Origin of the sequence: Prosthecobacter fluviatilis, assembly GCF_042655725.1 — a bacterium.
GTDB lineage: Bacteria > Verrucomicrobiota > Verrucomicrobiia > Verrucomicrobiales > Verrucomicrobiaceae > Prosthecobacter > Prosthecobacter fluviatilis.
The window spans coordinates 71,150-97,422 of the sequence record NZ_JBHSMQ010000008.1; the positions used below are offsets into that span (position 1 = coordinate 71,150).

A 26,273-nucleotide genomic window follows, 5' to 3' on the forward strand; every position below is an offset into this window, starting at 1 on the left:
TCAAAAAGGACCAGCAAAACCCCCGAAACCTCCCCACGAGAAAAGCTCCCCCTTTTAAAACGAACCAGCAAAACCAGCTAAACCCTCAAAACCTCCCTTCTCGAGAAAAGCTCCCTCTTTTAAAAAGCACCGCCAAAACTGCCGAAACTGCCGAAACTGCCGAAACTGCCGAAACACCTTCCGCTGCCACCTCGTCAACATCACCGCCCGCACCCGCAGCGCTCTGGTCTTTGATCCCGCCAAAGAGCAGTTGATCAGCAATACGAATGCTTCCAAGAAGCTCCGGCGCGAGTGACGCGATCAGCGGGCCACTCTGATGAAATGAGCCGTTTTTTCTTGGCATGATCGCCCCATTTGGGCCTAAAGTGGATCAGCCCGTACTTTCGTGCTGGCTTACTTTACTGCCAGCCCCTTGAAAGGAAAAACATAGCCATGGATGTATTCGGAATGATGGGTTTCATGTTCGGTATGATGGGCTTCATTTTTAGCATGACAGCCTCCACGCAAATCTCCGCGCTGAAAAAGGAAGTCGATCAACTAAGGGCTGAACTGCAGCGCAGAAGTTGATCCTGCGTCTCAGAGCCCGGGGCGTTCCCCCGCCCCCTGCGGAGTTCATTTGGAGCACGATAGCGAAGCTGCTGTTTTCGAGCGTCTCCCGACAATCACAGCCCCTGCCAACCTGTGCGAACTCATAAGCTGCTCGGTAGAGAGAGACTGGACACCTGAGACTTCGTGCGTCTTGATAGCATGCCGATGCCCTTCCCAACCTCCCCCCGCCTCCCCTTCCTCGCCTGCCTGCTGGCGCTTTCCGGGGCCTGCGCGCTCATCTACCAGATGGCGTGGCTGCGGGAGTTTCGGCTGGTGTTTGGCGGGGCCACACCGGCCACAGCGGCGGTGCTGGCGATCTTCATGGGGGCCATGGGCGCGGGCAGTGCGCTGTTTGGCCGCAGGGCGGAGGCCTCCGCGAATCCGCTGCGGCTGTATGCGTTGATCGAGCTGGGTGTCGGCGTCGCCGCGCTGCTCACGCCGCTGCTGCTTGCGCTGGTGCGCTGGCTGTACCTGAGCACCGGCGGCATCGCCGCGCTGGGCGTGGTGCCGGCCACGCTGCTGCAATTGATTCTCGCCACCGTGGTGCTCGCCCCGCCCTGCCTGCTCATGGGCGGGAGCCTGCCTGCGGCCTTCAAGTGGGTGGAGACAGACCAGGATGCGCAGCGTGGCAGCCTGGGCGTGCTGTATGGCGTGAACACCCTCGGCGCGCTCGCGGGTGTGCTGCTCAGCACCTTCTGGCTGCTGGAGCTCTGGGGCATCCGTACCACCGTCATGGTGGCGGCAGGTGTGAACCTGCTCATTGGTGGCATGGCGTGGTATGCCGCCCGTGGTGTTCAGGAGGCGGCGGAAAAGGAGAAAGACTGGAAGGCGGATGGAAAACAGGGCTCTCCGGGCGCGCTCACGCGTCGCTTCCTCTATGCCGCCGCAGGCATCACCGGCTTCACCTTCTTCCTCAGCGAGCTCGTCTGGTTCCGCATCCTGGCCCCGCTGCTGGGAAGCTCGGTCTATGGCTTTGGCCTGATCCTCGCCCTGGCACTTGCTGGTATCGGCCTGGGCGGCCTGATGTACCGCACGCTGTGGGCATCGCGCGCGGGCGCGGTCACGCTGACGGCGCTCTCTCGTGTGGCGGCATGGCAGGCGCTGTTTCTGGCGCTCCCCTGGGCGCTGGGAGACCGCATCGCCGTCTTCGCCATTGAGGCAAACCAGCTTCGCTCACATGGCCTCTCCGGACAGATCGCGGGCTGGGCTTTGATCGCCAGCCTGCTCGTGCTCGGGCCGTCCATCCTCGCAGGTGTGCAGTTCCCGCTGCTGGTGGGCCTGCTGGGCAGCGGCAGCCGCGATGCGGGCCGTCATGCAGGCTACGCCTATGCGGCGAACACCCTCGGCGCCATCCTCGGCTCCCTCGCGGGAGGTTTCATCCTGCTGCCCTGGCTCAGCGCGCTCGGGGCCTGGCGCTGGGTGTTTGTGCTGACGCTGGTTCTCAGCCTGGGGGCCGCGCTTCTGGGCGCACGCTCCATTTCAAAGCGGGCGTGGCCTGTCACCGCCGCCCTCTGGCTCAGCGCAGGCTGGCTCATGTTTGTCCCCACAGGCCCCACCGCCGCCTGGCGGCACAGGCCCATCGGCTATGGCCGTGTGGAGGCGCTGCCGACCTCCATCAACGGTCTGCGCGGCTGGCTGCATGCCAGCCGCTGGAAGATAGCGCATGAATTTGAAGGCCGCGAGGCCAGCGTGGCCGCCGTGGACAGCGACGACGGCTACTGCCTCTACGTGAACGGCAAGTCCGACGGCTCCGCCTTTGGCGATGCCGACACGCAGGTGATGCAGGGTCTCGTGCCCGCCATGCTGCACCCCGCGCCGCACACCGCCTTCATCGTCGGCCTCGGCACCGGCACCACCGCTGGATGGGTGGCCGACGTGCCCGGTATGAAACAGGTCGATGTGGTGGAACTCGAGCCCGGCATGGCCGCCCTCGCCCGCGATCACTTCGCCCCGGTGAACCGCGATGTGCTGGGAAAGGCCAACGTCCGCCTCATTCCCGGAGACGCCCGCGAGGCCCTGCTGGCCGCAGGAAGCCGCTACGATCTCGTCATCTCCGAGCCGTCCAATCCCTACCGCGCCGGGGTTTCAACCCTCTTCACTCAGGAGTTCTACACCGCAGCAAAAAACCGCCTCACTGAGCACGGCCTCTTTGCCCAGTGGGTGCAGGGGTATGAGGTGGACGCCCAGGCCATCCGGCAGGTGTATGCCACGCTCACCTCCGTTTTCCCCCATGTGGAGACCTGGATCTCCGGCCCGAACGACCTGCTCTTCATCGGGCACCAGAAAGCACCCGGATATACCATGGAGCAGCTTCGCGCACGCATCGCCCAGCCGCTCTTTGCCGAGGCGCTGAAACGCGTGTGGCTCACGAATTCCGTCGAGGGCGTGCTGGCCCATCACCTTGCCACGCCGGAGTTTGCCCGCACTCTGCTGCAGGCCAGCCCGACCGCCATCAACACCGACGACCGCAACCTGCTGGAGTACGGCTTTGCCCGAGCCCTCTCCAAGGACAACACCTTTGAAACCACTCAGGTGCTTGCCATGGCGATCGAGCAGGACCTCGATGTGCCCGCGCACCTCGCCTCTCAGATCGACCGCACCCGCCTCACCTACGAGCGCCTGCGCATGCTCGCGGCGGACGGCGCCAGCTTTGACATGCTGGACCTTCTCAGCGGCGACGACCAGCGCCGGGCCGAAGCCGCCGACGCCTTTGCCAAAGGCGACTACGCCACCGTGCTCTCCGCCTGGACCGGCACTCCCTCCAGCCCCGGAGAGCAGCTCATGCTGCTGCAGTCCGCTGCACAGGCCGGCACTTCGGAACAACTGCAGCCCCACATCGCCACTCTGCGTCAGGACTGGCCCGCCGATGCCCACTTTGCCACCGCGTTGTTATCCTTCCGAAACGAAGCCTACGACGATGCCGCCGCGCGCCTGCTCGATGGATTCAAAGCCCTGCGCCCGCAGGTGTGGGTGCGGCTCTCCTCCGTGCAGACCGCCCTCTCGCTCGTGCCACCTCTAGCAGCCAACAACCGTGATCTCGTGCCGCAGTTCATGGCCGTGCTGAACAAGCCCTTTCCCGGCGGCTTGGCCGAGCCCAGCCGCCTGAACACCCTGATCCAGATCATCCCCCTGCTCACCCCGGCGCAGCAAATCGAAGTGCTCTCCGAGTTTGAACCGAACCCGCCCTGGCAGCGCCAGTTCCTGGAGTTTCGCGCCAAAACCTACCGCGCCGCATCCCATGCGCTCGCACCGCAAGCCGAGCGCGATTTGCAGGAGTTCCTGCGGCATGCGGATCGTCCGCTGAATGAAGCTGCGGACAAGGAACGTTAATGCGAGATGATCACCAGAGAGGGATGATGACCTTAATCCTTCTTTTTTCGCATCTGCTTATGGCGGACCCAAAAGGCTAAAATAGATCGATTGGCCGCCCAGTGCTGCAGGGTTTCTTCGTCGATATCATAGCCTGCAGTGTCAGGCACAAGGTTCTTCATGAGTACGTTCACAATCCTTTCCTGCACTTCTTCGGGAAGGCTGTCGAAGCGTGTTTTCTGTGAATTGATGCCCCAAGACATAACAAAGGCCACTTTGGAACGTCTATCTCCACAGCGCACCGTTTTTGTTGTCCCCGTTCCCTCCCCATGCTCTCCACCCTGCTCGTGATCCTTGCGACGGCTGCGGCTGAACCGCTGCCGGACACCAAGATCGAGGCGCTGCCACGCTCGGCCGCGCTGCCCGGCGACACTCCTGCCAGGATCGCCCTCGGCCGCATGCTGTTCTTTGACCCCATCCTCTCCGCCACGCGCGATGTCGCCTGCGCCACCTGTCACAGCCCGCAGCATGGCTGGGCGGATGCACGCCCCACACCGCTCGGCGTGCATGCCAGCGGCATCGGTCCCGCACGCAGGCTGGTGCAAGGCGCGGCCTTTCAGCCGCTCACGCGCAACACGCCCACGATTCTCAACGCCGCCTTCAACGGCATCGAATCCGGCAAGCCTTTCGATCCCGCCCAGTCGCCCATGTTTTGGGACAACCGCGTGCGCAGTCTCGAAGCCCAGGCGCTCGCACCCATCCGTCAGCGCGAGGAGATGCGTGGCGAGGCCTGTCGTGAAGCCGAGGCCGTCCCCGCCATGGTCGAACGCCTCAAAAGCATTCCCGAATACGTGAAGCTTTTCGAAAACGCGATCACCGCAGCAAAAGTCACCCAGGCCATCGCCGCGTATGAGCGCACACTCATCACACCCGACAGCCCTTTTGACCGCTTCATGCGTGGCGACAAATCCGCTCTCACGCCCGCGCAGCAGCAGGGCATGCAGGCCTTTCAGAAAGCCGGATGCGCCCTCTGCCACAACGGCCCCATGCTCTCCGACTTCAAGCTGCACGCCATCGGCCTCACCGACAGCGCCACCCGCCGCACCGAATTCCGCACGCCCTCCCTGCGCAATCTGAAGCACACCGCGCCCTACATGCACCACGGCGGCAGCACCACGCTCGATGAAGTCCTGCTCTTCTACGACCGCCTCATGGACCAGGCCGCCGAAACACTGGAAGGAGGAGACACCAGCAGCCTGCCCCCGCTCGATCCCCTGCTCCGCCATATGAACATGCTGCCGGAAGACCATGAGCCGATCAAAGCCTTCCTCGAATCCCTCAACAGCGATGATTACGACCAGTCCGCGCCTGAGCGCCTGCCGAGTGGATTGAAGCCCTGAAGAGATGGCCGCAAAAGTGCGCAAAAAATCACAAAAAGGATGAGCCTGACCTGACAGCCTGCCTTCTTCTCTCTGTTTTTTTGATTCCTTTTCTTGCGCCTTTTTGCGGCCATACGATCTGCTCACCACTCATCCGTCCGGAACGGCTGCGCGGGCAGTCCGTCCAGATTGAAGAGGTTCGCCCATTGGAAGGCGTTGCTCCATGCATAGCGCACTGCGGCAGGCTGCGGCACGTCCTTGCTGGAAACAATCACGGTGTCGCCCTCGATCACGGCATCGGCCCACACGAATTTCTTGTCGGCTCCGGCGATGGAGAATCCCTGCAGCCTGTCGCCGTTTTTGAAGGCGAGTCCTTTGCCGCTGTGCTTGAACTTCAGCGTCACCTTGCCGCCAGCAATGGAGTGGGATGCCAGCTGAGGCCCCAGGTATTCATTCCCCTTCTCATAAGCCACCGCCAGCGCCACCTGCACGGCACGCGCGCCGTAGCCGGACTTGTTCGGCGGATGAATGCCATTGCCCAGATCACTGCTGATGACCATGTGCGTGTTCGGATACTTCATGATCTGCTCAAAGACCACGTGCGAGTACTGCATGTCCGGGTTGTTCGGAATGGTCTTGGGCAGCGGCGCAAACTTCTCGGCCAGACGATTCATGGGCTGTGAATAGTCAAAGGCGCAGCCGCCACCGCTGGGCTTTTCCACATACAGCCAGGGGAAGTCACCCTGCCCCCAGGCCTTGCGCCAGCCGCCGATCAGCGCGCCCATGAGCGTCACCTGATCAACGCCCACGATGTTGGTGCGGCTCTCGCCCTGGTCCCACAGCACTCCCTTGATGCCATAGCCCACATACGGGCGGATGAAGCGCTCAAAGAGTTCGCCCACCTTGCCAAAGTTCGTCTCGCCTGCCTTGCCCACCGGCTGCGGCGCGCGTGGTGCGCGGGCAGGCTCTTTGCCCGCCTTCTTGTCGGCCTCGGCCTGGAGTTTCCAGGCGGCGAACTCGGCATCCCACTTCGCCTTGTCCACGGCATACTTGGCCAGCAGCTCGTCATACTTGTAGGTCGGGGCAAACTTCTTCACCGCCTCAGCGCAGGCGGCATCGCTGCGGTACATCTCCTCGCTCAGCCAGAAGCCGGAAGGCGTGCCACCCACCGCGCCCACCATGAGGCCCACCGGCACACCGATCTCCTTTTGCAGTGGAAAGCCAAACGAGAACAGCAGCGCGCTGAATTTCACATTTGTCTCCGGCGTGGATTGCTCCCACACCGCGTTCGCGTCCTTGCGCAGCAGGCGCAGGTGCGGGTAGCTCTGCTTGGAGGCGGCATCCAGCACGGGGTCGTCCTTGGTGTAGCTGCTCACCGTCATGTCCATGTTCGACTGGCCGGAGCCCACCCACACATCGCCCACCAGCACGTCCTCGATCTTCTTGTCTCCGATCGTCAGCGTGCGCGGCTCGGTGCTGGCCTGCAGTGCATCCAGTTTCACGCTCCATGCGCCCTTGTCATCCGCCGTGGCCGTCTTGCTCTGACCAGCAAAGGAGACCGTCACCTTTTCTCCCGGCGCCGCCGTGCCCCACACCGGCACCGCCATGCCACGCTGCAGCACCATGTGCGGCGTGAAGACCTTGGAGAGCTTCACTTCGGCATGCAGTGCGGAGGCAAACAGAAGCAGGGAGAGGCAGGCGTGGAAACGTTTCATGTGACAAGGCTATACGAGCGGCAGCCTCCGATCTAGCGCCCGCATGCAGGATGGAGGATAGGCCTCCGGCCTGTCAGCGGATGACAGCCGTCCCGGCTGTTCTGAGATCAAAGCACGCCGTTACCTTCCAGACTGGAGGCGGGACGCCTCAGTCCATTGTCAGGCAGGATGCCTGACCTCCGCTTCAGAAGCGCCACGCGCCCGGAGGATAGGCCTCCGGCCTGTCAGCGGGAGACAGCCGTCCCGGCTGTTCTGAGACCACATCCCCACCACCACCTCCCAGACTGGAGGCGGGACGCCTCAGGCTATCCGTCAGGCAGGATGCCTGACCTCCGCAAACCGCCACGCCAGCACGCGGCTCTTCTTCTGCCCCTGCGCCATCTCGATGATGCGTACCTCCGCAGCCTTCGCCTTGCGCAGTGTTTTCTCCAGCGGCCCCAGGTTCTCGCTCTTCGACACCAGCGTCGTGAACCACCCGCACTGCGCGGAAAACTCCACGCTCTCCGCGATCATCCGGCGGATGAAGCCCAGCTCGCCACCCTCGCACCACAGCTCGTTGGACTTGCCGCCAAAGTTCAGCCCCGTCCTCTTCGCGCCCAGGTTGCGCAGCTTCCTCTGCGTGCCTGCCGCTGCTTCCGCCGCAGAAGCATGAAACGGCGGATTGCACATCGTGAGATCAAAGCGCTCGCCTTTCCCGATGATCCCGCGAAAGCACTGCTGCGCCTGCTTCTGCAAACGGCACTCGATCAAGCCCGCCACACCCGGATTCGCCGCCACCAGCTTCCGCGCCCAGCGCCACGAGGCAGGGTCAATCTCCGCCCCCACAAAGCTCCAGCCATACTCACTCGCGCCGATCAGCGGATAAATGCAGCACGCCCCCATGCCGATGTCCAGTACACGCACCTCAGCACCACGCCGCAGCGCAATCAGATCCGCCAGATGATGGATGTAATCGCTGCGCCCAGGAATCGGCGGGCACAGCGCCCCGGGCGGGATGTCCCAATGATCCACTCCGTAGGCACTCTTCAGCAACGCCGAATTCAGCGCCTTCACCGCCAGCGGGTCTGCGTAGTCGATGCTGTCATCCCCATGCGCATTCGGCTTCACAAATGCCCCCAGCGCCGGGCTGCCCGCTACGAGCTGCGGGAAGTCGTAGCGCGTGTTGAAGCGATTGCTCGGGTGCAGTCCTGCTTTGCGAACCTTGTCCATATCAGAAGCACTCATGAGGTTGGCCACAAAGAAACGCAGAAACCGCAAAAATAACCGGAACAAACATCTCCCATTTTTTGAATAACTTGGCGTCCTTTCGCTGCCATTGGATCCTCACCGTCCACGTCCCGTCGGACTGCTTCCACGGCCAAAGGCCTTCCTGCTGCGAAAGTGCAGCCACTCCCGTAGCATGAACGGCACCCTCGCCCGCTCCGCCTCGGTCATAGAATGTTCAAGCGCCAGCGCCTTCGTTCGCTCGCTCCGGAAGGCGCCCTCCGCATGGGCATACCAGTAGCTTCGCGCCTGCCGGATGTGACGGCCCAGGTTTTTGATGGCTAAAGAGTCGGAGAGCGGCCTGGAGCGGAAGTTCTTTTTGGGAGGCATGGGATGGGAAAACATAGATGCATGCGGAAGCCTGAAAAAGCGAATGACATGGAAATTTCAATTGCCCTTCCGCCATGGAATCGGGTAAAACGCGGCCATGCATGCACGCTGGCAGATCCGGATGCTGATTTTGGCCGGGTTCGTCTCTTCATGCCCATGCAGAGCACAGGAGCCCGGAGTCCAGGTCACGCTCAAGGTCACCGCCGTGAAGGAAAGCGACTGGCAGCATGAGATGGCCGCAGGAACCACGCCAGACGGACTGCGCGAGCGCCTCCACGCACGCACGCTCGCGGAGCTGACCGGCGAGGTGAAGGAAGAAGGCACCACCGTCATGCTCAGCGGTGAGAAAAGAGACATTGTCACCCGGTGGGAATTTGACCGCATAAAGGATCAATCCCTGGCAAACAAGACCGCGCAGGAGCTCATCGGCACCGAGGTGCGGCTGCAGCAGGAGCCACCGAAGAACCAAACCGATGCCACCCGCATCAGCCTCAGCCTGATTCATGATCTCAGCCCTCCGCAGTCGCAGTCGTTCTCCTATGCCAATGCGGCGGAGGGAGCCGAGCGTGAGAAACACAGCGTGACCGCCCCGCGTTTCGAACGCCTGCGCTGGCAGGGAGAGGTGCTGGTCGGAGTGAAGGAGCGCATGATCGCCAACTTCGTCCCCGCAAACGATGCGAGCACGCGGATCGTCGTCTTCTTCAAAGGCAGCGCCGGCAGCCCCCTCGCTTCGAGCCTGGAAATGCAGCAGACGATTTACCGCATACCGGAGCTGGAGATGATCGAATGGCTGCTGCAGAGCAGGCCGGACGACACAGCCCTGGCCGCCCATCTGCAAAAAGCGGTGACCGCCGGGCGCGCCAGCATCGTCTCCAGCACCGCCCTCTCCGTGGCTCCCCATGCCAGCACGGAATTGCAGACCGGCACCGAATGGCGGCTGCCCTCGGAAGTGGATCAGGTCTTGGACCGGCTCTATCTCGTCCCTATCGCCTTTGGAAAAGCGCTGGAGGGCACGCGGTTGAAGGTGAATGCCACGGGAGATTTTCACAGTTTCTGCGCTCCCCGTGCACCACTGGCCGTGCGCTGGCCCACCTCATGGCTGCGCGCCAGGGATGAGCAAGGCAATGGCACCAGGGCGCTCCATGGCTGGATGGACTGGTATGACCGCTTTGAGCAGGAGATTGTGGGAGTGCCTTTGTCCGCCAGCGCTTCCCCGCAACTCGTGGCGATGATGCAGCCTGCGGATCAGGTTTGGGGTGCCGATCGCAAGGGACGCTGGCTGGATGTCACACTGGCGCAGCTCTCAGGCGACGTCCCCAAGCCTGTGGAGAAGCCTGCCACACCGACACCCGCTGATCCCTTTGCTTCGCCACCCAATCCTTTCACCACAGGCTGGTCAGCGAATTCACCGACGATGCGCTCGCTCTTCCTCGGCATCGCACTCGACACCAGCACGGCGCATGCCCTGCTCCAGTCACGCCAGCCGCAGCAGGATGAGGCCCTGCTGCGCGATCTGCTGGCCCGCGTCAAACGTGGCGAAGGGCGGGTCATAACCAGCGCGTTTTCGACCCACAATTCCAACCGCTATGCACAAAGCAGTGCGCGCCTCCATGCCCGCCCCACAGAAATGCCCAGCATACCCTCCGCCTGGGAGGATGTGCCCGTCGGCACCCGATTGGAGCAGGACGGGCAAATCCTCGCCTTCATCCAGGACCTGGCACCGCCCGCACGCACGGAGTGGAAGCTCACCCGGGATGTACCTGAAGCGATCATGTGGCAGCCGCGCTTCCGAAAGTTCTCCCTGACGAGCACCACGGCGGCCGTGACCACGCCCGGCACGCATCTGCTCGCAGCAGTCCAGATTCCTGCGGTGATGACCAGCGCGGATTTCCCGGCGCAAGAAACCATTTTCCTCTTCAGCCACCTCGACTCCAGTGCTGCCGCGACTGAGGACAAGCCACACGATGTCGAAATCGAAACTCTGACATTCGAGATTCCTGCACAGGATGCTGCGGCGTGGCAGGCGGTAAAAAGCCCCGACATTGCCACCTTCACCCAAGAACGCATGAAGAGTGGTCATGCAAAACTGCAGTCACAGACGCTGCTGAGGATGCAGCCCGGCCCCAACGCCGCATTGTCTGTCGTGGAGGAGTACCGGACGGCCACTGAATTCGATCCCCCATCGCGTCAGGCTCCCTACCGCATGCGGCCCACCGCACTGCAAATGATCCCGGTCGGGCTGCAACTTGAAGCGCACCTGACGGAAAAAGCCAATGGCACGGTCATTCTGGGCTTCAAACTTCAGCACTCCACCGCCCGCCCCAAAGAGCCCGGCCTGGAAGAAACCCTCCAAATCTTCGCCAGTGGAAAGGATGACTATCCGGGTGCGAAGCATGCATTCGAAGAATGGATCGAAACCTTGGACGCCCTCCCCGGCCAGTATCACTGCCTCGGCATCCTTCCCGCACGCGACGGCGGCATGAACACCACAAGCATCATTTTTGTACGCGCACGCGCGGTGAAGTAAGACGGGCCGCAAAGAAACGCAAAAAGCTTCCAAGAGACTGAAGATTGAGGCGGAACATTCCCATCCGGATTTCTTGCGGCTTTTTGCGCATCTTTGCGGCCAATGGATCCCCCATTTTCCTCTCGCCATCCCCCGTTCCCCGTTCTATCTCGCTCTGTGGAAGAAACCGACTACAAAGTAAGACTCGAAATTTTTGAAGGCCCGCTGGACCTGCTGCTCTACCTCATCAAAAAGGAGGAGATCGACATCTACAATGTCTCCCTGGAGCGCATCACGCGGCAGTACCTCGACTACATCGACACCTTCAAGGCGCTGAACATCGAGCTCGCCAGCGAGTTCATCGTCATGGCGGCCAACCTCATGTACATCAAGAGCCGCGAACTCCTGCCCCAGGCCGTGCAGCCGCCGGAGGAGGACGCTGAGGAAAACGATCCGCGCTGGGAGCTCATCCGCCAGCTCGTCGAGTACAAGAAGTTCAAGGAGGCCGCCCAGTTCCTCGGTTCTCAGGAGGTCAAGGGAGACGAGCTTTTCGTCACCACGCCAGAGCTGCCGGACCTCGACGCACCCGTCGCCAGTGTCGGCCAGGTGGGCATCTTCGACCTCATCCGCGCCTTCCAGCGCATCCTCAAGCGCTTTGAAAACGCCAGCGACTTCCGCGAGATTGTCAATGACCGCTACACCGTGGCGGACAAGATCGAGCACCTGCTCCAGATCGTGCCCGTGGGCAGCAAGATCAAGTTTGAAGACCTCTTCAGCAGCGCCGCCAGCCGTGGCGAGGTCATCGTGACCTTCCTGGCCATGCTGGAGCTCATCAAGCTCAACCACCTTCAGGTGGAGCAGGAGCAGCTGCTTGGGGAGATCGTTGTTGTACGCCCTGTGGTGTGAGGAGCGATGGGGAGAAAGAATGACGAATGAGTAAATCCGAGCCGAGCGGAGCGAGACAGACAGCCATAGGGTGCCCCTTGGGGTGAGCAAAGCGAATCAATGACTAAATAAGGCCGAAGTTCGAAGGCCGAATACCGCCTCTGCCATCATCCAGCTAAAGCTGCTAGTTCGTCATTGGGGCTTTGTCATTCATTCTTCATTCGGATTTACTCATTCGTCATTTCGCATTCCTACTTCCCCTTTCCCACCGCTGGCGCTGGTGGCGGCTCATTCCGCACGATCTTGGTCGCCTTCCCCAGCACCCAGTAAAACCCGCCGATGCTGCCCAGCAGCACGCACGCCGCCAGCACGGTCCAGAGACCGGGAATGAGGGGTTTGCGGTAGCGGCGGCGTCTTGCCATCGCTCAATGTGACACGACTTGCCGCTCTGTGCCAGTGCGGCTATCATGGAAGATGCTTCATTGGTTCCAAAACGACCGCTTCCCTCTGTACCTGGCCCCCATGGCGGGAGTGACGGACGTGATTTTCCGCCAGCTCTGCAAGGAGCAGGGCGCGGACGTGATGGTGACGGAGTTTGTCAGCGCCGAGGGCATCCTGCAGCGCGACGACCGCACCCGCCACTACACCGACTTTGACGACTCGCAGCGTCCGCTCGGCGTCCAGCTCTTTGGTTCCGACGGCGTACGCATGGGCGAAGCCGCCCGTAAAATCATCGACTGGAAGCAGCCCGACTTCATCGACATCAATTTCGGCTGCCCCGTCAACAAGGTCGTTTCCAAAAACGGCGGCTCCTCCCTGCTCAAAGACTGCCCCCTGCTCGCCAGCGTCGCGCGGGAGGTGGCCAAAGCGGTGTCCATTCCGGTGACGGCCAAGATGCGCATCGGCTGGGACGCCACGCATGTGAACGCCGTCGAAGTCGCCCGCATTTTGGAAGACTGCGGCATGCAGGCCATCGCCGTGCACGGACGCACCCGCGCCCAGGGCTACACCGGACTGGCCGACTGGGACGTGATCGGCCAGGTGGCGGATGCCGTGCGGGTGCCGGTCATCGGCAATGGCGACATCTCCAGCGGCGCCGATGTGGAGATCCGCCGCGCGCAGACCAATGTGAAGGGCGTCATGATCGGCCGCGCCGCCATGACCAATCCCTGGGTGTTTAAAGAGGCCAAGCACTACCTCGCCACCGGCACCCACGTCCCCCATGCCACGGTGGAGGAGCGCTTCAGCTTCATGCGCCGCCACTGCCAGATGGCCATCGCCCGCAATGCGCACATGGGCGAGCTGCCCACGCTGCGCTCCATGCGCAACCGCCTCATGAACTACACCAAGTCCATCCCCGGCGGCAAATGGCTGCGCCAGCGCTTTTCCCAGATCGGCAGCCTGATGGAGCTGGAGGACATCTTTGCCGGCTATCTGGAGCACCAGGCCACGCACGGGCATGAGCATGTGGTCAATGCAAACATGGAAACCGACGTGGAGTGAAAATGAAGCGGTTTCATTCCGCCACAGTGTGAATTTGGAGTGCGGTTGCGGAGCGAAGAATGAGCGCAGCCACCGCTTTCGAGCGTCTCGTGGCAGGCATGGACAGACTGGCCTTCGAGAGCCTCAGATCGGCCGCCTGAGTTTAGCAGCTGTGCTTCATATGCCGTCCTGCCTTCGGAAGGCGGTAGCTGCGGTCGTGCCTCACTCCGCGACCGCACTCCAAATGAGACGCAGGGATCTGCGATGCTGAAGAATCGAAAGCGATTCAGCTCATCCCTTTTCCCTTTTTACTTCTCAAACACCTTCTTCAGCCACGCGTCCACCACCGGCGTCGCCGGATACGCCGGATCTCCCATGCGGCGGTTGATCTCCGCGTGCCCCTGGAGGCCGTGACCTTCAAAGCCTTTCACCTCGGCGGGGGTACCGGCTTTGCGCAAAGCTTCACCAAGTGCGATGGACTGGGCCGTGCCGTCCACGCGCTGCACGTGCAGGATGAGGAAGGCCGGGGCATTGGGCGCAGCGGCCTGCTTGGTGGGCGAGAGCCTGGCCTGCCTTTCGGGATCGGTGCCAAAGGCCTGCAGGTAGGTGTCGTGCATGAAGTCGCCACCTTCGGTAATCTGCCTGGCCACATCGTAGGCCGCGCCATCCAGCGGGATCACCCCGCGCAGGGCCTTCGGGCTTAGCTCTGCCTGCTTGAGATAGCTCAGGTCCGTGCCCACCAGCGCCACCAGGTGCGCCCCGGCGCTGTGGCCCATGAGGACCACACGCTTCCCATCAAAGCCCAGCTGCTCAGCACGCCTGACGAGGAAAGCGACAGCATGCGCCACATCAGCCGCCTGCTCCTCCACCGTGCAGGAGGGCACCAGGCGGTAATTGAGCGAGGCAAAAGCGTAGCCCTGCTGGAGGTAGTGCACACTTTTTTCACCGGCTGCCAGTCCTTTGTCTCCGCGCTTCCAGCCGCCGCCGTGCACATAGATGACCAGCGGGGAGCCCGGCGTGGTGGGACGCCAGTAGTCGAGATTTTGCATCGAATCACTGCCGTAGCTCATCTCTTCCTTGCCGGGGGCCTGTGCGGAGCCTGTGCCCGGCTGCCTGCGGTTGGCGATGAGATCGCGCAGCCTGCCGCCGAGCTGTGCGGAGGCCGGAGTGACGCTGGCAAGGGCAAGGAGAAACAGCAGTGAGCGGATCATGACGTGCGTGTGGTGAGTTTGGGAGGTGGTCATTGACTGAAATGCAGCGCAGGGCGAGTGGTTACACAAAATTTTGGGAAAGCCGGCAGCCTCTGCAGCCACTTTCCCAGCCGCATTTCCCACCACCCCATCCCTCCGGACCACGGTCCTCGCCATCACATGTCTTTTTCAAATCCCTGGTTCATCGCCGCCGTCGTCGGCGTTCTTGGCGTCTTTCATCTTGAGATCATCGCCACGTTTCTGAACCTCGCGCAGTTCCGCCATGCGTTGCCTGCCCGGTTGAAGGCTATCTTCTCGGAAGAAACGGTGCAGAAGGCGGGCGAATACGCCGGCAAGTCCTCCCAGCTCGATCTGCTCCGCAGCACCTTCTCCGTGGGTGCGCTGGTCCTTTTCTGGTGGAGCGGCGGCTTTGACTGGCTGCAGCGCTGGAGCTCCGGGTGGGGCTGGAGCGCGGTTTACACGGGCATGGGCGTCATCGGCGTGCTGCTCCTGGCGCAGAACCTCCTCTCCCTGCCCTTTGATGCCTGGGACACCTTTAAAATCGAGGCCGAATACGGCTTCAACCGCACCACCGTGGGCACCTTCATTGGAGACCGGGTCAAAGGACTCCTGCTCACCGCGCTTCTGGGCGGACCGCTGCTGGGGCTGATCCTGTGGTTTTTCCAGACACAAGCCCACGCTGTGCTCTACACCTGGCTGACGGTGGCGGGCTTCAGCATCGTGATGGCCTGGCTCTCTCCACGGCTGCTGATGCCGCTGTTTCTCAAGTTCAAGCCGTTGGATGACGGCCCGCTGCGCGAGGGGCTGCTCGCCCTGGCCGCACGGCTGCAGTTTCCCGTGGTGGACATCTCGGTGGTGGACGGCTCCCGCCGCTCCAGCAAGGCCAATGCCTTCCTCAGCGGCTTTGGCAAAAACAAGCGCATCGCGCTCTATGACACGCTCATCGAGAAACACTCGCAGGCAGAGCTGGAGGCCATCCTGGCGCATGAGATCGGCCACCACAAATGCCGCCACGTGCCGCAGCAGCTCATCCTGGGCCTGCTGGAGAGCGGGCTCATGTTTTACCTGCTGCATGCCGCCCTGCAGTCGCCGGAGTTTTTCCGCGCGTTCGGCGTGTCCAGCCAGCCGCTGGGCCTGGGGCTGGTGCTCTTCAGCATCATTTACCAGCCCGCCAGCCTGCTGCTGGGGCTGCTCAGCAGCGCGCTGAGCCGCCGGCATGAGTTTCAGGCAGACGCCTACGCCCGCACCGCCTGCGGCAGCGCCCCGCTCATGGATGGGCTGAAAAAGCTCTCGCTCGACCACCTCACGCACCCCAATCCGCATGCACTGACCGTCTGGCTGCACTACTCCCACCCGCCCATCGGTCAGCGGCTCGCAGCTCTGGAAGCCTGAAGGGCTTATTCACAGTGTTTTTTCGCATCTGTGATAAATGCCTCCCCTCAAGCCCGTAGCTTGATTAACCCCTTGATCCTACCCTTTATGAAAAGCCCCTTGCGAGCTTCTCTCTTTGCACTCGCCATCGCCCCACTCGGTTTTGCTGCCCCCCCCGCAGCGCCCGCAGCCACTGCCCCTGTAGCAGCAGCTCCTACAGCCGACTCTGGCGTCGATTTCGCACGTGATGTGCAGCCCATCTTGGAAACCAAGTGCCTGGAGTGCCACAACCCCAACAAGATCAAAGGCAAGCTGCTCATGGACTCCTCCGCCGCCCTGCTCAAAGGCGGTGCCGCCGGCCCAGCCCTCGTCGTCGGCAAGCCCGATGAGAGCGAGATGATCAAGCGCATCGTCCTTCCCAAAGATCACGATGACATCATGCCCCCCAAAGGCGGCCCCCTTGCAGCCAAGGAAATCGACGTGCTCAAGCGCTGGATCGCCGCTGGTGCCCAGTGGCCGCAAAACCTCACCCTGCAGTACAAGACCCCTGAGCAGCGCCAGGCGCTGGCAGAGCTGCAAAAGAAGCTGCCCACGCTGAAAAACATCCAGATCCTGCCTGACAAGTACTCCTTGGAAACCAAGCGCGACTACCACCGCGTCATCGTGCTGGCCACCTTCCAGGACGCCACCACCAAGGACGTCACCAATGTCTGCGATCTCAAAGTCGCCGACCCCAAAGTCGCCTCCCTGGATGGCCTGACCCTCAAGCCCGTCGCAGACGCAGGCAGCACGGAAGTCATCGCCACCCTCGGCGGCCAGACCGTGAAAGCCGCAGTCGAAGTCAAGGACGGCACCAAGGACCGCGCCATCTCCTTCCGTCTCGACTGCATGCCCGTCTTCATGCGCGGCGGCTGCAATCAGGGCGGCTGCCACGGTGCCGCCCGCGGCAAGGACGGCTTCCGCACCTCCCTCTTTGGCATGGACCCCGCAGGCGACTACATCCGCATCACCCGCGAGATGCCCGGCCGCCGCATCAATCTCGCCATCCCGGAGGAAAGCTCCCTCATCGAAAAAGCCGTGGGTGCCGTGCCGCATTCTGGCAACCAGTGCTTTGAGCCCGACTCCGTCTACAACAAGGCGCTGCTCGAATGGATCTCCGCCGGTGCCCCCGATGACAAGGCCGATGTGGCCAAGGTCACCGGTATCGAAGTCTTCCCCAGCCAGATCGTCATGGAGGGCAAAAACGCCACCCAGCAGATCACCGTGCGCGCCACCTACTCCGACGGCACCGACCGCGATGTGACCAACCTCGCGCTCTTCATGTCCAACAACGACCCGACCGCCACCATCGACAAAAGCGGTCTCGTCACCTCCGGCGACCGTGGTGCAGCCTTCATGCTCGCCCGTTTTGACGTTTACTCCGTCACCGCCCAGGTGCTCGTCATCCCTGCCCAGCTCCAGTATGAGCGGCCTAAGCTCGCCGAGACCAACTACATCGACACCCTGGTGGATGAAAACCTCCACAAGCTCCGCATCCTGCCCTCCGGCATCTGCACCGATGAGGAATTCGTGCGCCGCGCCTTCATCGACATCGCCGGTGTCTATCCTGAAGCCAAAGACATGCGCGCCTTCCTGGCCGACAAAAACCCCGACAAGCGTGCCGCACTTGTGGACAGCCTCCTGCAGCGCAAGGAGTTCACCGAACTCTGGGTCATGAAGTGGGCCGAGCTGCTGCAGATCCGCTCCGGCATCGCTGGAAACAACAACCAGCCGCCCTTCTACAAAAACGCGCTGCTCTACTACAACTGGCTCTCCGAGCGCATCGGCAAGAACATCCCCATCAATGAGATCGTGCAGGAGCTGCTCTCCTCCTCCGGCGGCACGGTTTCCAATCCTGCGGTGAACTTTTACCAGACCGAGCTCGACCAGCTCAAGCTGACCGAAAACGTCGCCCAGGTCTTCATGGGCATGCGCATCCAGTGCGCCCAGTGCCACAACCATCCCTTCGACCGCTGGACCATGGACGACTACTACGGCTTCAAGGCCTTCTTCTCCCAGATCGGCCGCAAGCCCACGGACGACCCTGCTGAAGTCATTATCTACAACAGCAAGGGTGGTGAATCGAGGCACTTCCTGACCCAGGCCGTCATGAAGCCCAAGTTCCTCGGTGGCGAGATCCCCGAAATGAAACCCGGTGAAGACCGCCGCAAGGTGCTGGCCGAATGGATGGCCTCCCCTCGCAATCCCTTCTTTGCCCGCAACATCGCCAACATCATCTGGTCCCACTTCAACGGCGTCGGTGTTGTCGAGCCTGTGGATGACGTGCGCGTCTCCAACCCGCCCTCCAACCCCGCGCTCATCGCCGCCCTGGCCGAGCACCTGACCGAGTACAAGTACGACATGCGCAAGTTTGTCCGCGACATCTGCACCTCCCAGACCTACCAGCGCAGCACCAAGGTCAACGAGACCAACGCCGGCGACAAACGCAACTTCTCCCACGCCCAGGTCCGCCGTGTGCGCGCCGAAGTGCTGCTGGACGCCATCTCCCAGATCACCGAAACGCCGAACAAGTTCCAGGGCCTGCCTCTGGGTGCCCGTGCCGTGCAGATCGCCGACGGCGCTGTCTCCAACTACTTCCTCACCACCTTTGGCCGTGCCAAGCGTGAGTCCGTCTGCTCCTGCGAAGTGAAGATGGAGCCCACCCTCTCCCAGGCCCTCCACCTCATGAACGGTGACGCCGTCAATGACCGCATCAAGCAGGGCCGCGTCGTCGCCAAGATGATCCAGGAAAAGAAGAGCGACCGCGAAATCGTGGAAGACCTCTTCCTCCGCGTCTTCGGCCGCATGCCCAATGACAAGGAATGGACCAACGTGCAGCAGGCCATCACCGAAGACCCCGGCGCCCGTCAGAGCGTCCTCGAAGACCTTTTCTGGGCCCTGCTGAACTCCAAGGAGTTCTACTTCAACCACTAGTCATCTGCTTCTTCATAACGGGCGTTGAGCTGTTTCTGCTCAACGCCCTTTTTTGTTAATGTTCGAACATCTCTTTTCCAAGCAGCAGCGAGGCTGGCGCGCATGCCGTAGGTTGGTCGTGTTTGGCGCCGAACACGTTTCCCATCGCCCTCCGCCATCTCCGCCAAACCGCCCGACCGCGAGGACTTTCCCACTCTAAACTGTGTACAGCACGCTCACAGACGGCATTCTTCAAACCCGTTTCCGACTGCTTGTGAGATCCTGCCAGGCGAGGCGCCTGCCCCCTCATTTGATCCCCGGCATCAGCTTCGTGATCCAGCGCGCCAGCAGCAGCAGCACAACACCCGAAACACCTGCCGTCACCGCCACGTGGTGAAACCGTTCCGGCATCTGCACTGTGGCATCGCCGGTCACACCGCCTGCCAGGATGCCCGCCAGAATGTCTCCCAACGAACTGCCGAGAAACCAGATGCCCATCATCTGCCCAGTGAGGCGCGGCGGCGAAAGCTTCGTCACCGCACTGAGCCCCACGGGGCTGAGGAAAAGCTCTCCCAGCGTGTGCAGCAGCACCACGGACATGAGCCATGTCGGCCACACAGGCCCGGTGCTCAGCGCACGATGCGCCGCCCAGCCAGCGACCACAAAACCCAGCGCCAGCATGAGCAGCGCCCAGGACATCTTCGTCGTCAGTGAAGGCGACATCTCACGGCTCGCCAGCTTGGACCACAGCAGCGCCACGACCGGCGCCAGCGCGATGACACACAGCGGATTCAGCGCCTGAATCCAGCTCGCCGGCACCTCCCAGCCGCAGAACTTCCGGATCGTGAAGCGCTCGGCAAAAATGCTGAAAGACGAGCCCACCTGCTCAAAGCCCGCCCAGAACATGGCTGAGGCCAGAAACAGCACCAGGATGACCACCATCCTCTTCTTCTCGGGCGCATCCAGTCTGGCCAGGAAAAACGCCCAGAGAAAGTACAGCAGTGCCACCCCAGCAATGAACCACGCGGTGTGGTGGGCAAACTCCACCGCATTGATCCGCAGGACCCCGGCCACACCGAGCACCACCAGAATGACCACCCCGGCCAGCCCCGCAAGGAGCATGCGCCACTCCCGCCGCACGTTCTGCCCCGCATGCACCACGCGGCTGCCGATGTGCGCCACATGCCGCTCAGTGAAACGGAACTGCACCAACCCCAGAAACATGCCCACAGCCGCAGCCGAGAAGCCCCAGCGCCAGCCCACATGCTCGCCCAGCCAGCCGCACATGAGCTGTCCGAAGAGCGCCCCTACATTGATGCCCATGTAAAACAAGGTGAAGCCCGAGTCCCGCCGCGCACCGCCCTCCGGATAGAGCTGGCCCACCAGGGCGCTCATGTTCGACTTCAGCAGCCCCGACCCAAAGGCCACCAGAATCAGGCCGATGAAAAACGACTGCGTGCTATGGATGCCCAGCACCACATGCCCGCATGCGATGATGACTCCCCCCCACCACACAGCCGAGCGTGCCCCCAGCAGCCGGTCCCCCACCCAGCCACCCGGCAGTGCCGTCATATAAACCAGTGCCGTGTAGAGCCCGTAGATGGCGGCCGCCATTTCATCCGTCAGCCCCATGCCGCCACGCTTTACCTCCGCCACCATGTACAGCACCAGGAGCGCGCGCATGCCGTAGTAGCTGAAGCGCTCCCACATCTCGGTGAAAAAGAGCGTGTAGATGCCGCGCGGGTGTCCGGTGGGTTCGGGAGTCATGGCGTGAGGAGTCCGTCATCCAAAGACATCCGGCTCCTCTTTGCCAGCTTTTCCTTACTCCGCAGTCACCAGTTTTGCCTTAAACTTCACCATCGCCTGCTGGATCAGCGGATCATTGTAAAAGTCCTCCGGCGGCTTGGGCGCGGCGGCAGCTTCAGCAGACGCAGGCGCCTTGGCGGGCTCGGCCTTGGCCTCCACCTTCGGCTCAGGCTTGGCTTCTGCCACGGGCTTGGGAGCAGGGGCAGGCTCGTTCAGCAGCCCCAGGTCGATCTCGGCAAACACCGGTGCTTTTAGATTCGCATCCAGCACAAACTCAAACTTCATCGCCTGCCCGGTCATCTCCTGGGCCAGCCCCTCCAGAAAGTTGATCTGCGCAGGACGCATCAGGCTGTCACGCGCAAAGCTCTCGCTCGGCGGAAACCCCACCTTGATGGTATTGCGAGTAACGCCCAGCAGCGTGGCAGCCTGCAGCCAGGAAACCGCCAGAGGGCGGCGCTGCTGCACCAAGCCGGTAAATTTGGACCAGAAAACGTCTTCACTGAAAAGCTCCCCCGGTTCCTGCACAGGCGAGGCCTCTTGCACTTTCACCTCTGCCACGGGCTTCGGCTCAGGCACTCGGGGCACAGCAGGCGGCGGAGCCTGCTCCACAGCTCGGGGCTCAGGTTCCGCCACCTTCGCCACGGGCGGTTGCTGCGGCTCAGGCTCTGGCGTCCTCGCCACCGCAGGCGCGGGTGCGGGTGCGGGTGCCGGCTCACGCACGACCGGCGCAGGCTTGAGCGGCTCTGTTGCACGCCGCACGGGCGGCGGTGCCACCTGCACACGCGGCGCAGGTTTGGCCAGACCTTCGGCACTGCCGGAATCCAGCGCCTCAATCACATCACTGATCGAAACTTCATTCAGGCTCTGCACGGCGGCGATCACGCCCAGCTCAAAGTGCAGGCGCTTGTTGCTGGCCCAGCGCATGCGCGCATCCACATCGGCCAGTCCGTCCACCACACGCAGCAGCTGCTCCGTGTTGGCCATCTGGGACTGCGCCACCACTTCCTCCGCCACTTCCGGGCTCAGGTCTTCCGCCGCCGCCTCAGGGTCTGCCTGCTGCACCAGCAGCGTGCGGAAATGCTGGATCAGATCGCCCAGGAACCGGCCCAGCTCCTTGCCCGCCTCGTTCTGCTCATACACGGCACGCAGCGCGCTCACGGTGTCGCTTTCCAGTATATGCCGCGCCAGCGCCGCCACGGACTCGCCGGAGGTAAAGCCAAAGACGTCCAGCACATCCTGCTCGGTGATCTTCTCCCCGCAGAAAGCCACCAGCTGGTCCAGCATGGACTGCGCATCGCGCATGCCGCCCTCCGCGCCCTTGCCGATGGCGTAGGCCGCTTTCTCGTCCAGGTTCACCCCTTCCAGCTCCGCAATGTGCAGCAGATGCTTCGCGATCACCGCGTTCGGGATGCGCCGCAGGTCAAAGCGCTGGCAGCGGCTGATGATCGTGGGCAGGATCTTGTTCGCCTCCGTCGTGGCAAAGATGAATTTCACATGCTCCGGCGGCTCTTCCAACGTCTTGAGCAGCGCATTGAAGGCCCCAGTGGTGAGCATGTGCACCTCGTCAATGTAGTAGATTTTGTACCGGCAGCGCGTGGGCGCGTACTTCACGTTGTCACGCAGCTCGCGCACCTGCTCCACGCCGTTGTTGCTCGCACCGTCGATCTCCAGCACGTCCATGCAGCGCCCTTCGGCGATCTCCAGGCTCAGTTCGTCCTCGGGATCAAAATCGATCGTCGGCCCGCCCTTGGCGCAGAGTGCCTTGGCAAAAATACGTGCCGTGGAGGTCTTGCCCGTGCCACGCGGCCCCACGAACAGATAGGCATGCGCCAGCCGCTGCTGGGCGATGGCGTTGCGCAGCGTGCGCACCACATGGTCCTGGCCGAGCACATCGGCAAAAGTCTTGGGTCGGTATTTACGGGCAAAAACTTGGTAACTCACCCTTTCAGACTAACGAAGCGCTGAGTGGAAGCCAATGGAAGTTTGCACGAACATTAGGATCACCCTGTTGAAGACGAAACCAACGCAGGGTTGACATCTCATTCACGACAATTCCTGCCCAACCTCCGCTTTCACGTCAAAAAATCAAATCCCGGCAGCGTTCCCTTTTCGGTCGTATAAACTCCATCCTCCTGCCCGGGCTATCCACCCCAAGCCCCCCTCCCAATTTTCATTTTTCAGTTTTCAGTTCCTCCATCCCTCGCCTCCTTTGCTCACACCATAATCGAGGCCGCCCCCCTTTCCCTCCATGATCTTCTCGCTGACCTCCCGCATCCTGCAAACCGTCGATCCCCTCTGCCTCGCCAAGATCGGGTGGAATTTCGGCTTCAAAGGTGCGCGCTCCGTCATGCTGCACAAGCAGCGCATGAAGCAGGGCCAGTTTTTCCCGCCGTTCTTCTACATCTCCATCCTCAACTCCTGCAATCTCCGCTGCCAGGGCTGCTGGGTGGACGTGGACAAGCCCCGCGAATCCCTCAATCTCGATGAGCTCAACAAGATCGTGAACGATGCCAAGCGCCGCGGCAATGCCTTCTTCGGCATCCTCGGCGGCGAGCCCTTCATGCATCCGGAGCTTTTCGACTTCCTCTCGATGCACCCGGACGCCTATTTCCAGGTCTTCACCAACGGCCAGATGATCACCGCCAAGGCCGCCGAGAACATGCGCAAGCTGGGAAACATCACCCCGCTCGTCAGCATCGAAGGCACCGAGATCGTCAGCAACGAGCGCCGTGGCAACAAGGACGTCCTCACCCGCACCCTGCGCGGCCTGCAAAACTGCCTCGACGCCCGCGTCCTCACCGGCGTGGCCACCAGCCTCTGCAAAACGAACATCGACGATCTCCTCACCGAGCGCTGGCTGCGCCGCCTCATCGACATGGGCGTGCACTACGCCTGGTATCACACCTACCGCCCCGTCGGCCCCAAGATCAGCGCCGAACTCGCCCTCACGCCTGAGCAGATCACCCAGGTGCGCAAGTTCGTCGTCAACATGCGGGCAAAGCTCCCCATCGCCATCGTGGATGCCTACTACGACCACAACGGCCAGGCCCTCTGCCCCATGGCCAACGGCATCAGCCACCACATCAGCCCCACCGGCGCCATCGAGCCCTGCCCCATTATCCAGTTCGCCAAAGAAAGCGTCCGCACCGAGCGCGACCTCTACGACGTCTTCACCGGCTCCGAATTCCTCCGCGACTTCCGCAGCATCGCCTCCCAAAACACGCGCGGCTGCATCGTCCTCGAGCGACCCGACCTCGTGAAAGCCGTCGTCACCAAACACACCGCCAAAGACTCCACCATCCGCCAGACCGCCATGGCCGAGATCGAATCCATGACCCCACGCACCAGCCAGTGGCGCGAAGGCGAAGAGATCCCCGAAAAACACTGGATGTACTGGCTCGCCAAGAAGTTTTTCTTCAATGACTTCGGGGTGTATAAGGGGCTCGAGAAAAAGTAGGATAGCCGTCCCGGCTGTCAACGGGAGACAGGCTTCCAGCCTGTCCTAACTGCAAGTGATCGCGCTGGATAAAAGCTGGAGGCGGGACGACTCAGGCCACAGTCAGGCTAGAAGCCTAACCTCAAATTCCGATGCCGCTCACTTGGCAAAACCCCACCCGGCTTTCTCCCAAGTGGGATGTACGTACCGTACCCAGTGCGACTCAGGCAAACCTGCCTTTGCCGGATTGTTGCCGATATATCGTAGCGCTTTCCAGAGATGCTCCACGTCCCGAATCAGCGTGTCGTAGCTCTCAGCCTCCCAAACCTCACCGGATCGCTCCAGGCGTTTGTTAATCTCCTTGGCGGTGAAGCTTTTCCAAGAGTGCAGCAAGTCTGCCAAGTCCATGCCCACAAACGGACGCACCAGGACGTGTGCATGGTTGGGCATGATGCAGTAGCTGGAAAGAAAGCAGCGCCGTTCATGAAAATGATGCAAGGCACGGCTGACGATTCCGGCACAGGCCGGATCGCTCAACCAGCAGGCTCCACTGCCAGCATCCAGCCATTCATCCACACGGCGCATGGTCTCGCGATGAAGCTCCTGCCAAGACTCATCTTTACGCGGTTCAGGATGTGCGAGCAGCCACTCTTCACGAAAGCGCTCCAGTTCATCGAGCTTTTCGGCAGGCAGTGAATCGGCCAGTCGAAACGTGATGAAATAGGTAGCTCCATCCTGAGTCCAGTGCGGCAGCTTGCGCCGAAGTTTGACAATGGGACGCGACGGGTCCAGCGGCTCAAAATCAGGCGGCCCATCACGAAAACTCATGCATTACTTTGGAGGATAGCCGTCCCGGCTGTCAACGGAAGACAGGCTTCCAGCCTGTCCTAAGTCCAAATGCCCACCCTCGAAAGAAGCTGTAGGCGGGACGCCTCAGACCATGGTCAGGCTGGAAGCCTAACCTCCTGCAAAAACATGTTCTACGAGCTGACTGCCAATACAATGCCGCAACTCCAGGAGGATAGCCGTCCCGGCTGTCCATGGGAGACAGGCCTCCGGCCTGTCCTTCGAGCAAATGAACGCGCAGGATAAAAGCTGGAGGCGAGACGCCTCAGGCCATGGTCAGGCGGGACGCCTAACCTCCAAACCAATCACCCCCGCACAATCCTCGGCTCCACCCGCAAGCACCTCAGCGCCCCACCCTGCAGCCACCCCTCCTCATTCCTCAGGATGGCACGCAGCGTGGCCGGAGGCTTGCCGCCCATGTAGGTGTCTGCCTTGATCAGCGTGATCGTGAGCGTGCCGTCGGAATGCAGCAGCACGGTCTGCGGCTTGTCGCTGTCGAACCAGCCGTCTTCGGTGAAGACGATGATCTTGTCCGCCTCGCGCTGGTTTTTGCACACCCGGGCCTCGGCGCTGGCGGGCTTGAGGATTAGGGTGATCGTCTCGCCCTTCTCACTGACGCTGCTGGTCCAGGCATTGCTCGTCCGCTCGGCGCGGGCGCGTTCGGCATCCAGCAGCTTGTGCCACTTCGCATTCACTTCAGCCGTGGCAGCCACAGGCAGCGTCAGGCTGAGATCCATGGAAGCGGGGTGGCAGGTGTTGCCACAGCACATCCATGAGGCGAGACCGCTGAGCGTGATGGAGTCCCCCGCTTTCAAATCCTTTGGCGGCGTGATCTCCGTTCGCAGCATCACATCGCGGTCAAAGCCCTGCGCCTTGATCTGAAACATCAGCGTCCGCTCAGGCTCCGGATACACCAACTCCCCCGCCTTCCAGCCGCGCGGCAGATTCCACTTCATCTGCGTGGGCACGCCGACGATGCCCGGAAAGCGCCAGTAGGTGTGCCAGCCGCGATCATGCTGCAGCCAGAGTCCCACGGTGAAGGGCTGGCCGGGGACGATGGCGGTGACTTCGGAGACGAGTTGAATGCGGAGGCCGGTCTGGGAAAAGGCCGAATGAAACGCCGCAAATGATGAAATCCAAACCGCCAGCAGCAGCCAGCGGCGGCTCAGCCTCTTTATCATGGTGCGTTTGTCA

19 protein-coding genes are annotated in these 26,273 nt (G+C 62.0%); 8 read left to right on the plus strand and 11 right to left on the minus strand.

The annotated features are described in order from the left end of the window. Positions 1-85: 85 nt before the first annotated feature. Positions 86-343, minus strand: a complete 258-nt coding sequence (locus ACFQDI_RS19260) for a hypothetical protein (RefSeq protein ID WP_377169867.1) — start codon at positions 341-343, stop codon at positions 86-88. A 410-nt stretch (positions 344-753) separates the two neighbouring features. On the opposite strand from ACFQDI_RS19260, the gene ACFQDI_RS19265 reads away from it, so the two are divergent. Beyond that, positions 754-3,918, plus strand: a complete 3,165-nt coding sequence (locus ACFQDI_RS19265; RefSeq protein WP_377169869.1) for a fused MFS/spermidine synthase — start codon at positions 754-756, stop codon at positions 3,916-3,918. Positions 3,919-3,950: 32 nt separating this feature from the next. On the opposite strand, the gene ACFQDI_RS19270 is transcribed toward ACFQDI_RS19265, so the two are convergent. Then, positions 3,951-4,160 (minus strand): hypothetical protein, encoded by a 210-nt coding sequence (locus tag ACFQDI_RS19270; protein ID WP_377169871.1) that lies wholly within the window; start codon positions 4,158-4,160, stop codon positions 3,951-3,953. 66 nt (positions 4,161-4,226) lie between these two features. Between ACFQDI_RS19270 and ACFQDI_RS19275 the strand changes: the two genes are divergently transcribed. Beyond that, complete coding sequence (locus ACFQDI_RS19275; protein WP_377169873.1) at positions 4,227-5,297, plus strand: cytochrome-c peroxidase; 1,071 nt, start codon at positions 4,227-4,229, stop codon at positions 5,295-5,297. A gap of 122 nt (positions 5,298-5,419) precedes the next feature. Here the strand turns inward: ACFQDI_RS19275 and ACFQDI_RS19280 are convergent, their stop codons facing one another. From ACFQDI_RS19280 to ACFQDI_RS19290, 3 genes are all read right to left on the minus strand, one after another. Beyond that, on the minus strand, positions 5,420-6,991 hold the full coding sequence (locus ACFQDI_RS19280) for a hypothetical protein (RefSeq protein WP_377169875.1): 1,572 nt from the start codon (positions 6,989-6,991) through the stop codon (positions 5,420-5,422). 312 nt (positions 6,992-7,303) lie between these two features. Beyond that, positions 7,304-8,215: a 23S rRNA (adenine(1618)-N(6))-methyltransferase RlmF gene (rlmF, locus tag ACFQDI_RS19285; protein WP_377169877.1), complete on the minus strand. Its 912-nt coding sequence runs from the start codon at positions 8,213-8,215 to the stop codon at positions 7,304-7,306. A gap of 99 nt (positions 8,216-8,314) precedes the next feature. Further along, on the minus strand, positions 8,315-8,584 hold the full coding sequence (locus tag ACFQDI_RS19290; protein ID WP_377169879.1) for a Precorrin-3B methylase: 270 nt from the start codon (positions 8,582-8,584) through the stop codon (positions 8,315-8,317). A gap of 97 nt (positions 8,585-8,681) precedes the next feature. Here ACFQDI_RS19290 and ACFQDI_RS19295 point away from each other — a divergent pair, with 97 nt between their 5' ends. Further along, complete coding sequence (locus ACFQDI_RS19295; protein WP_377169881.1) at positions 8,682-11,111, plus strand: hypothetical protein; 2,430 nt, start codon at positions 8,682-8,684, stop codon at positions 11,109-11,111. A gap of 156 nt (positions 11,112-11,267) precedes the next feature. Further along, on the plus strand, positions 11,268-11,996 hold the full coding sequence (locus tag ACFQDI_RS19300) for a segregation and condensation protein A (RefSeq protein WP_377169883.1): 729 nt from the start codon (positions 11,268-11,270) through the stop codon (positions 11,994-11,996). Between the two features lie 230 nt (positions 11,997-12,226). Here the strand turns inward: ACFQDI_RS19300 and ACFQDI_RS19305 are convergent, their stop codons facing one another. After that, on the minus strand, positions 12,227-12,397 hold the full coding sequence (locus ACFQDI_RS19305) for a hypothetical protein (protein WP_377169885.1): 171 nt from the start codon (positions 12,395-12,397) through the stop codon (positions 12,227-12,229). Positions 12,398-12,449: 52 nt separating this feature from the next. Here ACFQDI_RS19305 and dusB point away from each other — a divergent pair, with 52 nt between their 5' ends. After that, entirely contained in the window at positions 12,450-13,478 is a 1,029-nt protein-coding gene (gene dusB / locus ACFQDI_RS19310; protein ID WP_377169887.1) for a tRNA dihydrouridine synthase DusB, read from the plus strand. 287 nt (positions 13,479-13,765) lie between these two features. On the opposite strand, the gene ACFQDI_RS19315 is transcribed toward dusB, so the two are convergent. Then, positions 13,766-14,668, minus strand: coding sequence for an alpha/beta hydrolase (locus tag ACFQDI_RS19315; protein WP_377169889.1), 903 nt, complete (start codon positions 14,666-14,668; stop codon positions 13,766-13,768). A 159-nt stretch (positions 14,669-14,827) separates the two neighbouring features. On the opposite strand from ACFQDI_RS19315, the gene ACFQDI_RS19320 reads away from it, so the two are divergent. Next, a complete protein-coding gene (locus ACFQDI_RS19320; RefSeq protein ID WP_377169891.1) occupies positions 14,828-16,060 on the plus strand; it encodes a M48 family metallopeptidase in 1,233 nt (410 codons plus the stop codon). 87 nt (positions 16,061-16,147) lie between these two features. Next, positions 16,148-19,012, plus strand: a complete 2,865-nt coding sequence (locus ACFQDI_RS19325) for a DUF1549 domain-containing protein (RefSeq protein ID WP_377169893.1) — start codon at positions 16,148-16,150, stop codon at positions 19,010-19,012. Between the two features lie 285 nt (positions 19,013-19,297). On the opposite strand, the gene ACFQDI_RS19330 is transcribed toward ACFQDI_RS19325, so the two are convergent. Both ACFQDI_RS19330 and dnaX read right to left on the minus strand, forming a co-directional pair. Further along, on the minus strand, positions 19,298-20,758 hold the full coding sequence (locus tag ACFQDI_RS19330; RefSeq protein ID WP_377169895.1) for a peptide MFS transporter: 1,461 nt from the start codon (positions 20,756-20,758) through the stop codon (positions 19,298-19,300). Positions 20,759-20,812: 54 nt separating this feature from the next. Further along, complete coding sequence (gene dnaX / locus ACFQDI_RS19335; RefSeq protein ID WP_377169897.1) at positions 20,813-22,738, minus strand: DNA polymerase III subunit gamma/tau; 1,926 nt, start codon at positions 22,736-22,738, stop codon at positions 20,813-20,815. A gap of 307 nt (positions 22,739-23,045) precedes the next feature. Here dnaX and ACFQDI_RS19340 point away from each other — a divergent pair, with 307 nt between their 5' ends. Then, positions 23,046-24,254: a radical SAM/SPASM domain-containing protein gene (locus tag ACFQDI_RS19340; RefSeq protein WP_377169899.1), complete on the plus strand. Its 1,209-nt coding sequence runs from the start codon at positions 23,046-23,048 to the stop codon at positions 24,252-24,254. A 138-nt stretch (positions 24,255-24,392) separates the two neighbouring features. Here the strand turns inward: ACFQDI_RS19340 and ACFQDI_RS19345 are convergent, their stop codons facing one another. Both ACFQDI_RS19345 and ACFQDI_RS19350 read right to left on the minus strand, forming a co-directional pair. Continuing rightward, positions 24,393-25,061, minus strand: a complete 669-nt coding sequence (locus ACFQDI_RS19345) for a transposase (protein WP_377169901.1) — start codon at positions 25,059-25,061, stop codon at positions 24,393-24,395. A 323-nt stretch (positions 25,062-25,384) separates the two neighbouring features. Continuing rightward, a complete protein-coding gene (locus ACFQDI_RS19350; protein WP_377169903.1) occupies positions 25,385-26,260 on the minus strand; it encodes a protein-disulfide reductase DsbD domain-containing protein in 876 nt (291 codons plus the stop codon). Positions 26,261-26,273: the final 13 nt, after the last annotated feature.

Coding starts and splice junctions, on each gene's coding strand:
- ACFQDI_RS19260 (WP_377169867.1), bottom strand. CDS start 343: ATGCCAAGAAAAAACGGCTCATTTCATCAGAGTGGCCCGCTGATCGCG.
- ACFQDI_RS19265 (WP_377169869.1), top strand. CDS start 754: ATGCCCTTCCCAACCTCCCCCCGCCTCCCCTTCCTCGCCTGCCTGCTG.
- ACFQDI_RS19270 (WP_377169871.1), bottom strand. CDS start 4,160: ATGTCTTGGGGCATCAATTCACAGAAAACACGCTTCGACAGCCTTCCC.
- ACFQDI_RS19275 (WP_377169873.1), top strand. CDS start 4,227: ATGCTCTCCACCCTGCTCGTGATCCTTGCGACGGCTGCGGCTGAACCG.
- ACFQDI_RS19280 (WP_377169875.1), bottom strand. CDS start 6,991: ATGAAACGTTTCCACGCCTGCCTCTCCCTGCTTCTGTTTGCCTCCGCA.
- rlmF (WP_377169877.1), bottom strand. CDS start 8,215: ATGAGTGCTTCTGATATGGACAAGGTTCGCAAAGCAGGACTGCACCCG.
- ACFQDI_RS19290 (WP_377169879.1), bottom strand. CDS start 8,584: ATGCCTCCCAAAAAGAACTTCCGCTCCAGGCCGCTCTCCGACTCTTTA.
- ACFQDI_RS19295 (WP_377169881.1), top strand. CDS start 8,682: ATGCATGCACGCTGGCAGATCCGGATGCTGATTTTGGCCGGGTTCGTC.
- ACFQDI_RS19305 (WP_377169885.1), bottom strand. CDS start 12,397: ATGGCAAGACGCCGCCGCTACCGCAAACCCCTCATTCCCGGTCTCTGG.
- dusB (WP_377169887.1), top strand. CDS start 12,450: ATGCTTCATTGGTTCCAAAACGACCGCTTCCCTCTGTACCTGGCCCCC.
- ACFQDI_RS19315 (WP_377169889.1), bottom strand. CDS start 14,668: ATGATCCGCTCACTGCTGTTTCTCCTTGCCCTTGCCAGCGTCACTCCG.
- ACFQDI_RS19320 (WP_377169891.1), top strand. CDS start 14,828: ATGTCTTTTTCAAATCCCTGGTTCATCGCCGCCGTCGTCGGCGTTCTT.
- ACFQDI_RS19325 (WP_377169893.1), top strand. CDS start 16,148: ATGAAAAGCCCCTTGCGAGCTTCTCTCTTTGCACTCGCCATCGCCCCA.
- ACFQDI_RS19330 (WP_377169895.1), bottom strand. CDS start 20,758: ATGACTCCCGAACCCACCGGACACCCGCGCGGCATCTACACGCTCTTT.
- ACFQDI_RS19340 (WP_377169899.1), top strand. CDS start 23,046: ATGATCTTCTCGCTGACCTCCCGCATCCTGCAAACCGTCGATCCCCTC.
- ACFQDI_RS19345 (WP_377169901.1), bottom strand. CDS start 25,061: ATGAGTTTTCGTGATGGGCCGCCTGATTTTGAGCCGCTGGACCCGTCG.
- ACFQDI_RS19350 (WP_377169903.1), bottom strand. CDS start 26,260: ATGATAAAGAGGCTGAGCCGCCGCTGGCTGCTGCTGGCGGTTTGGATT.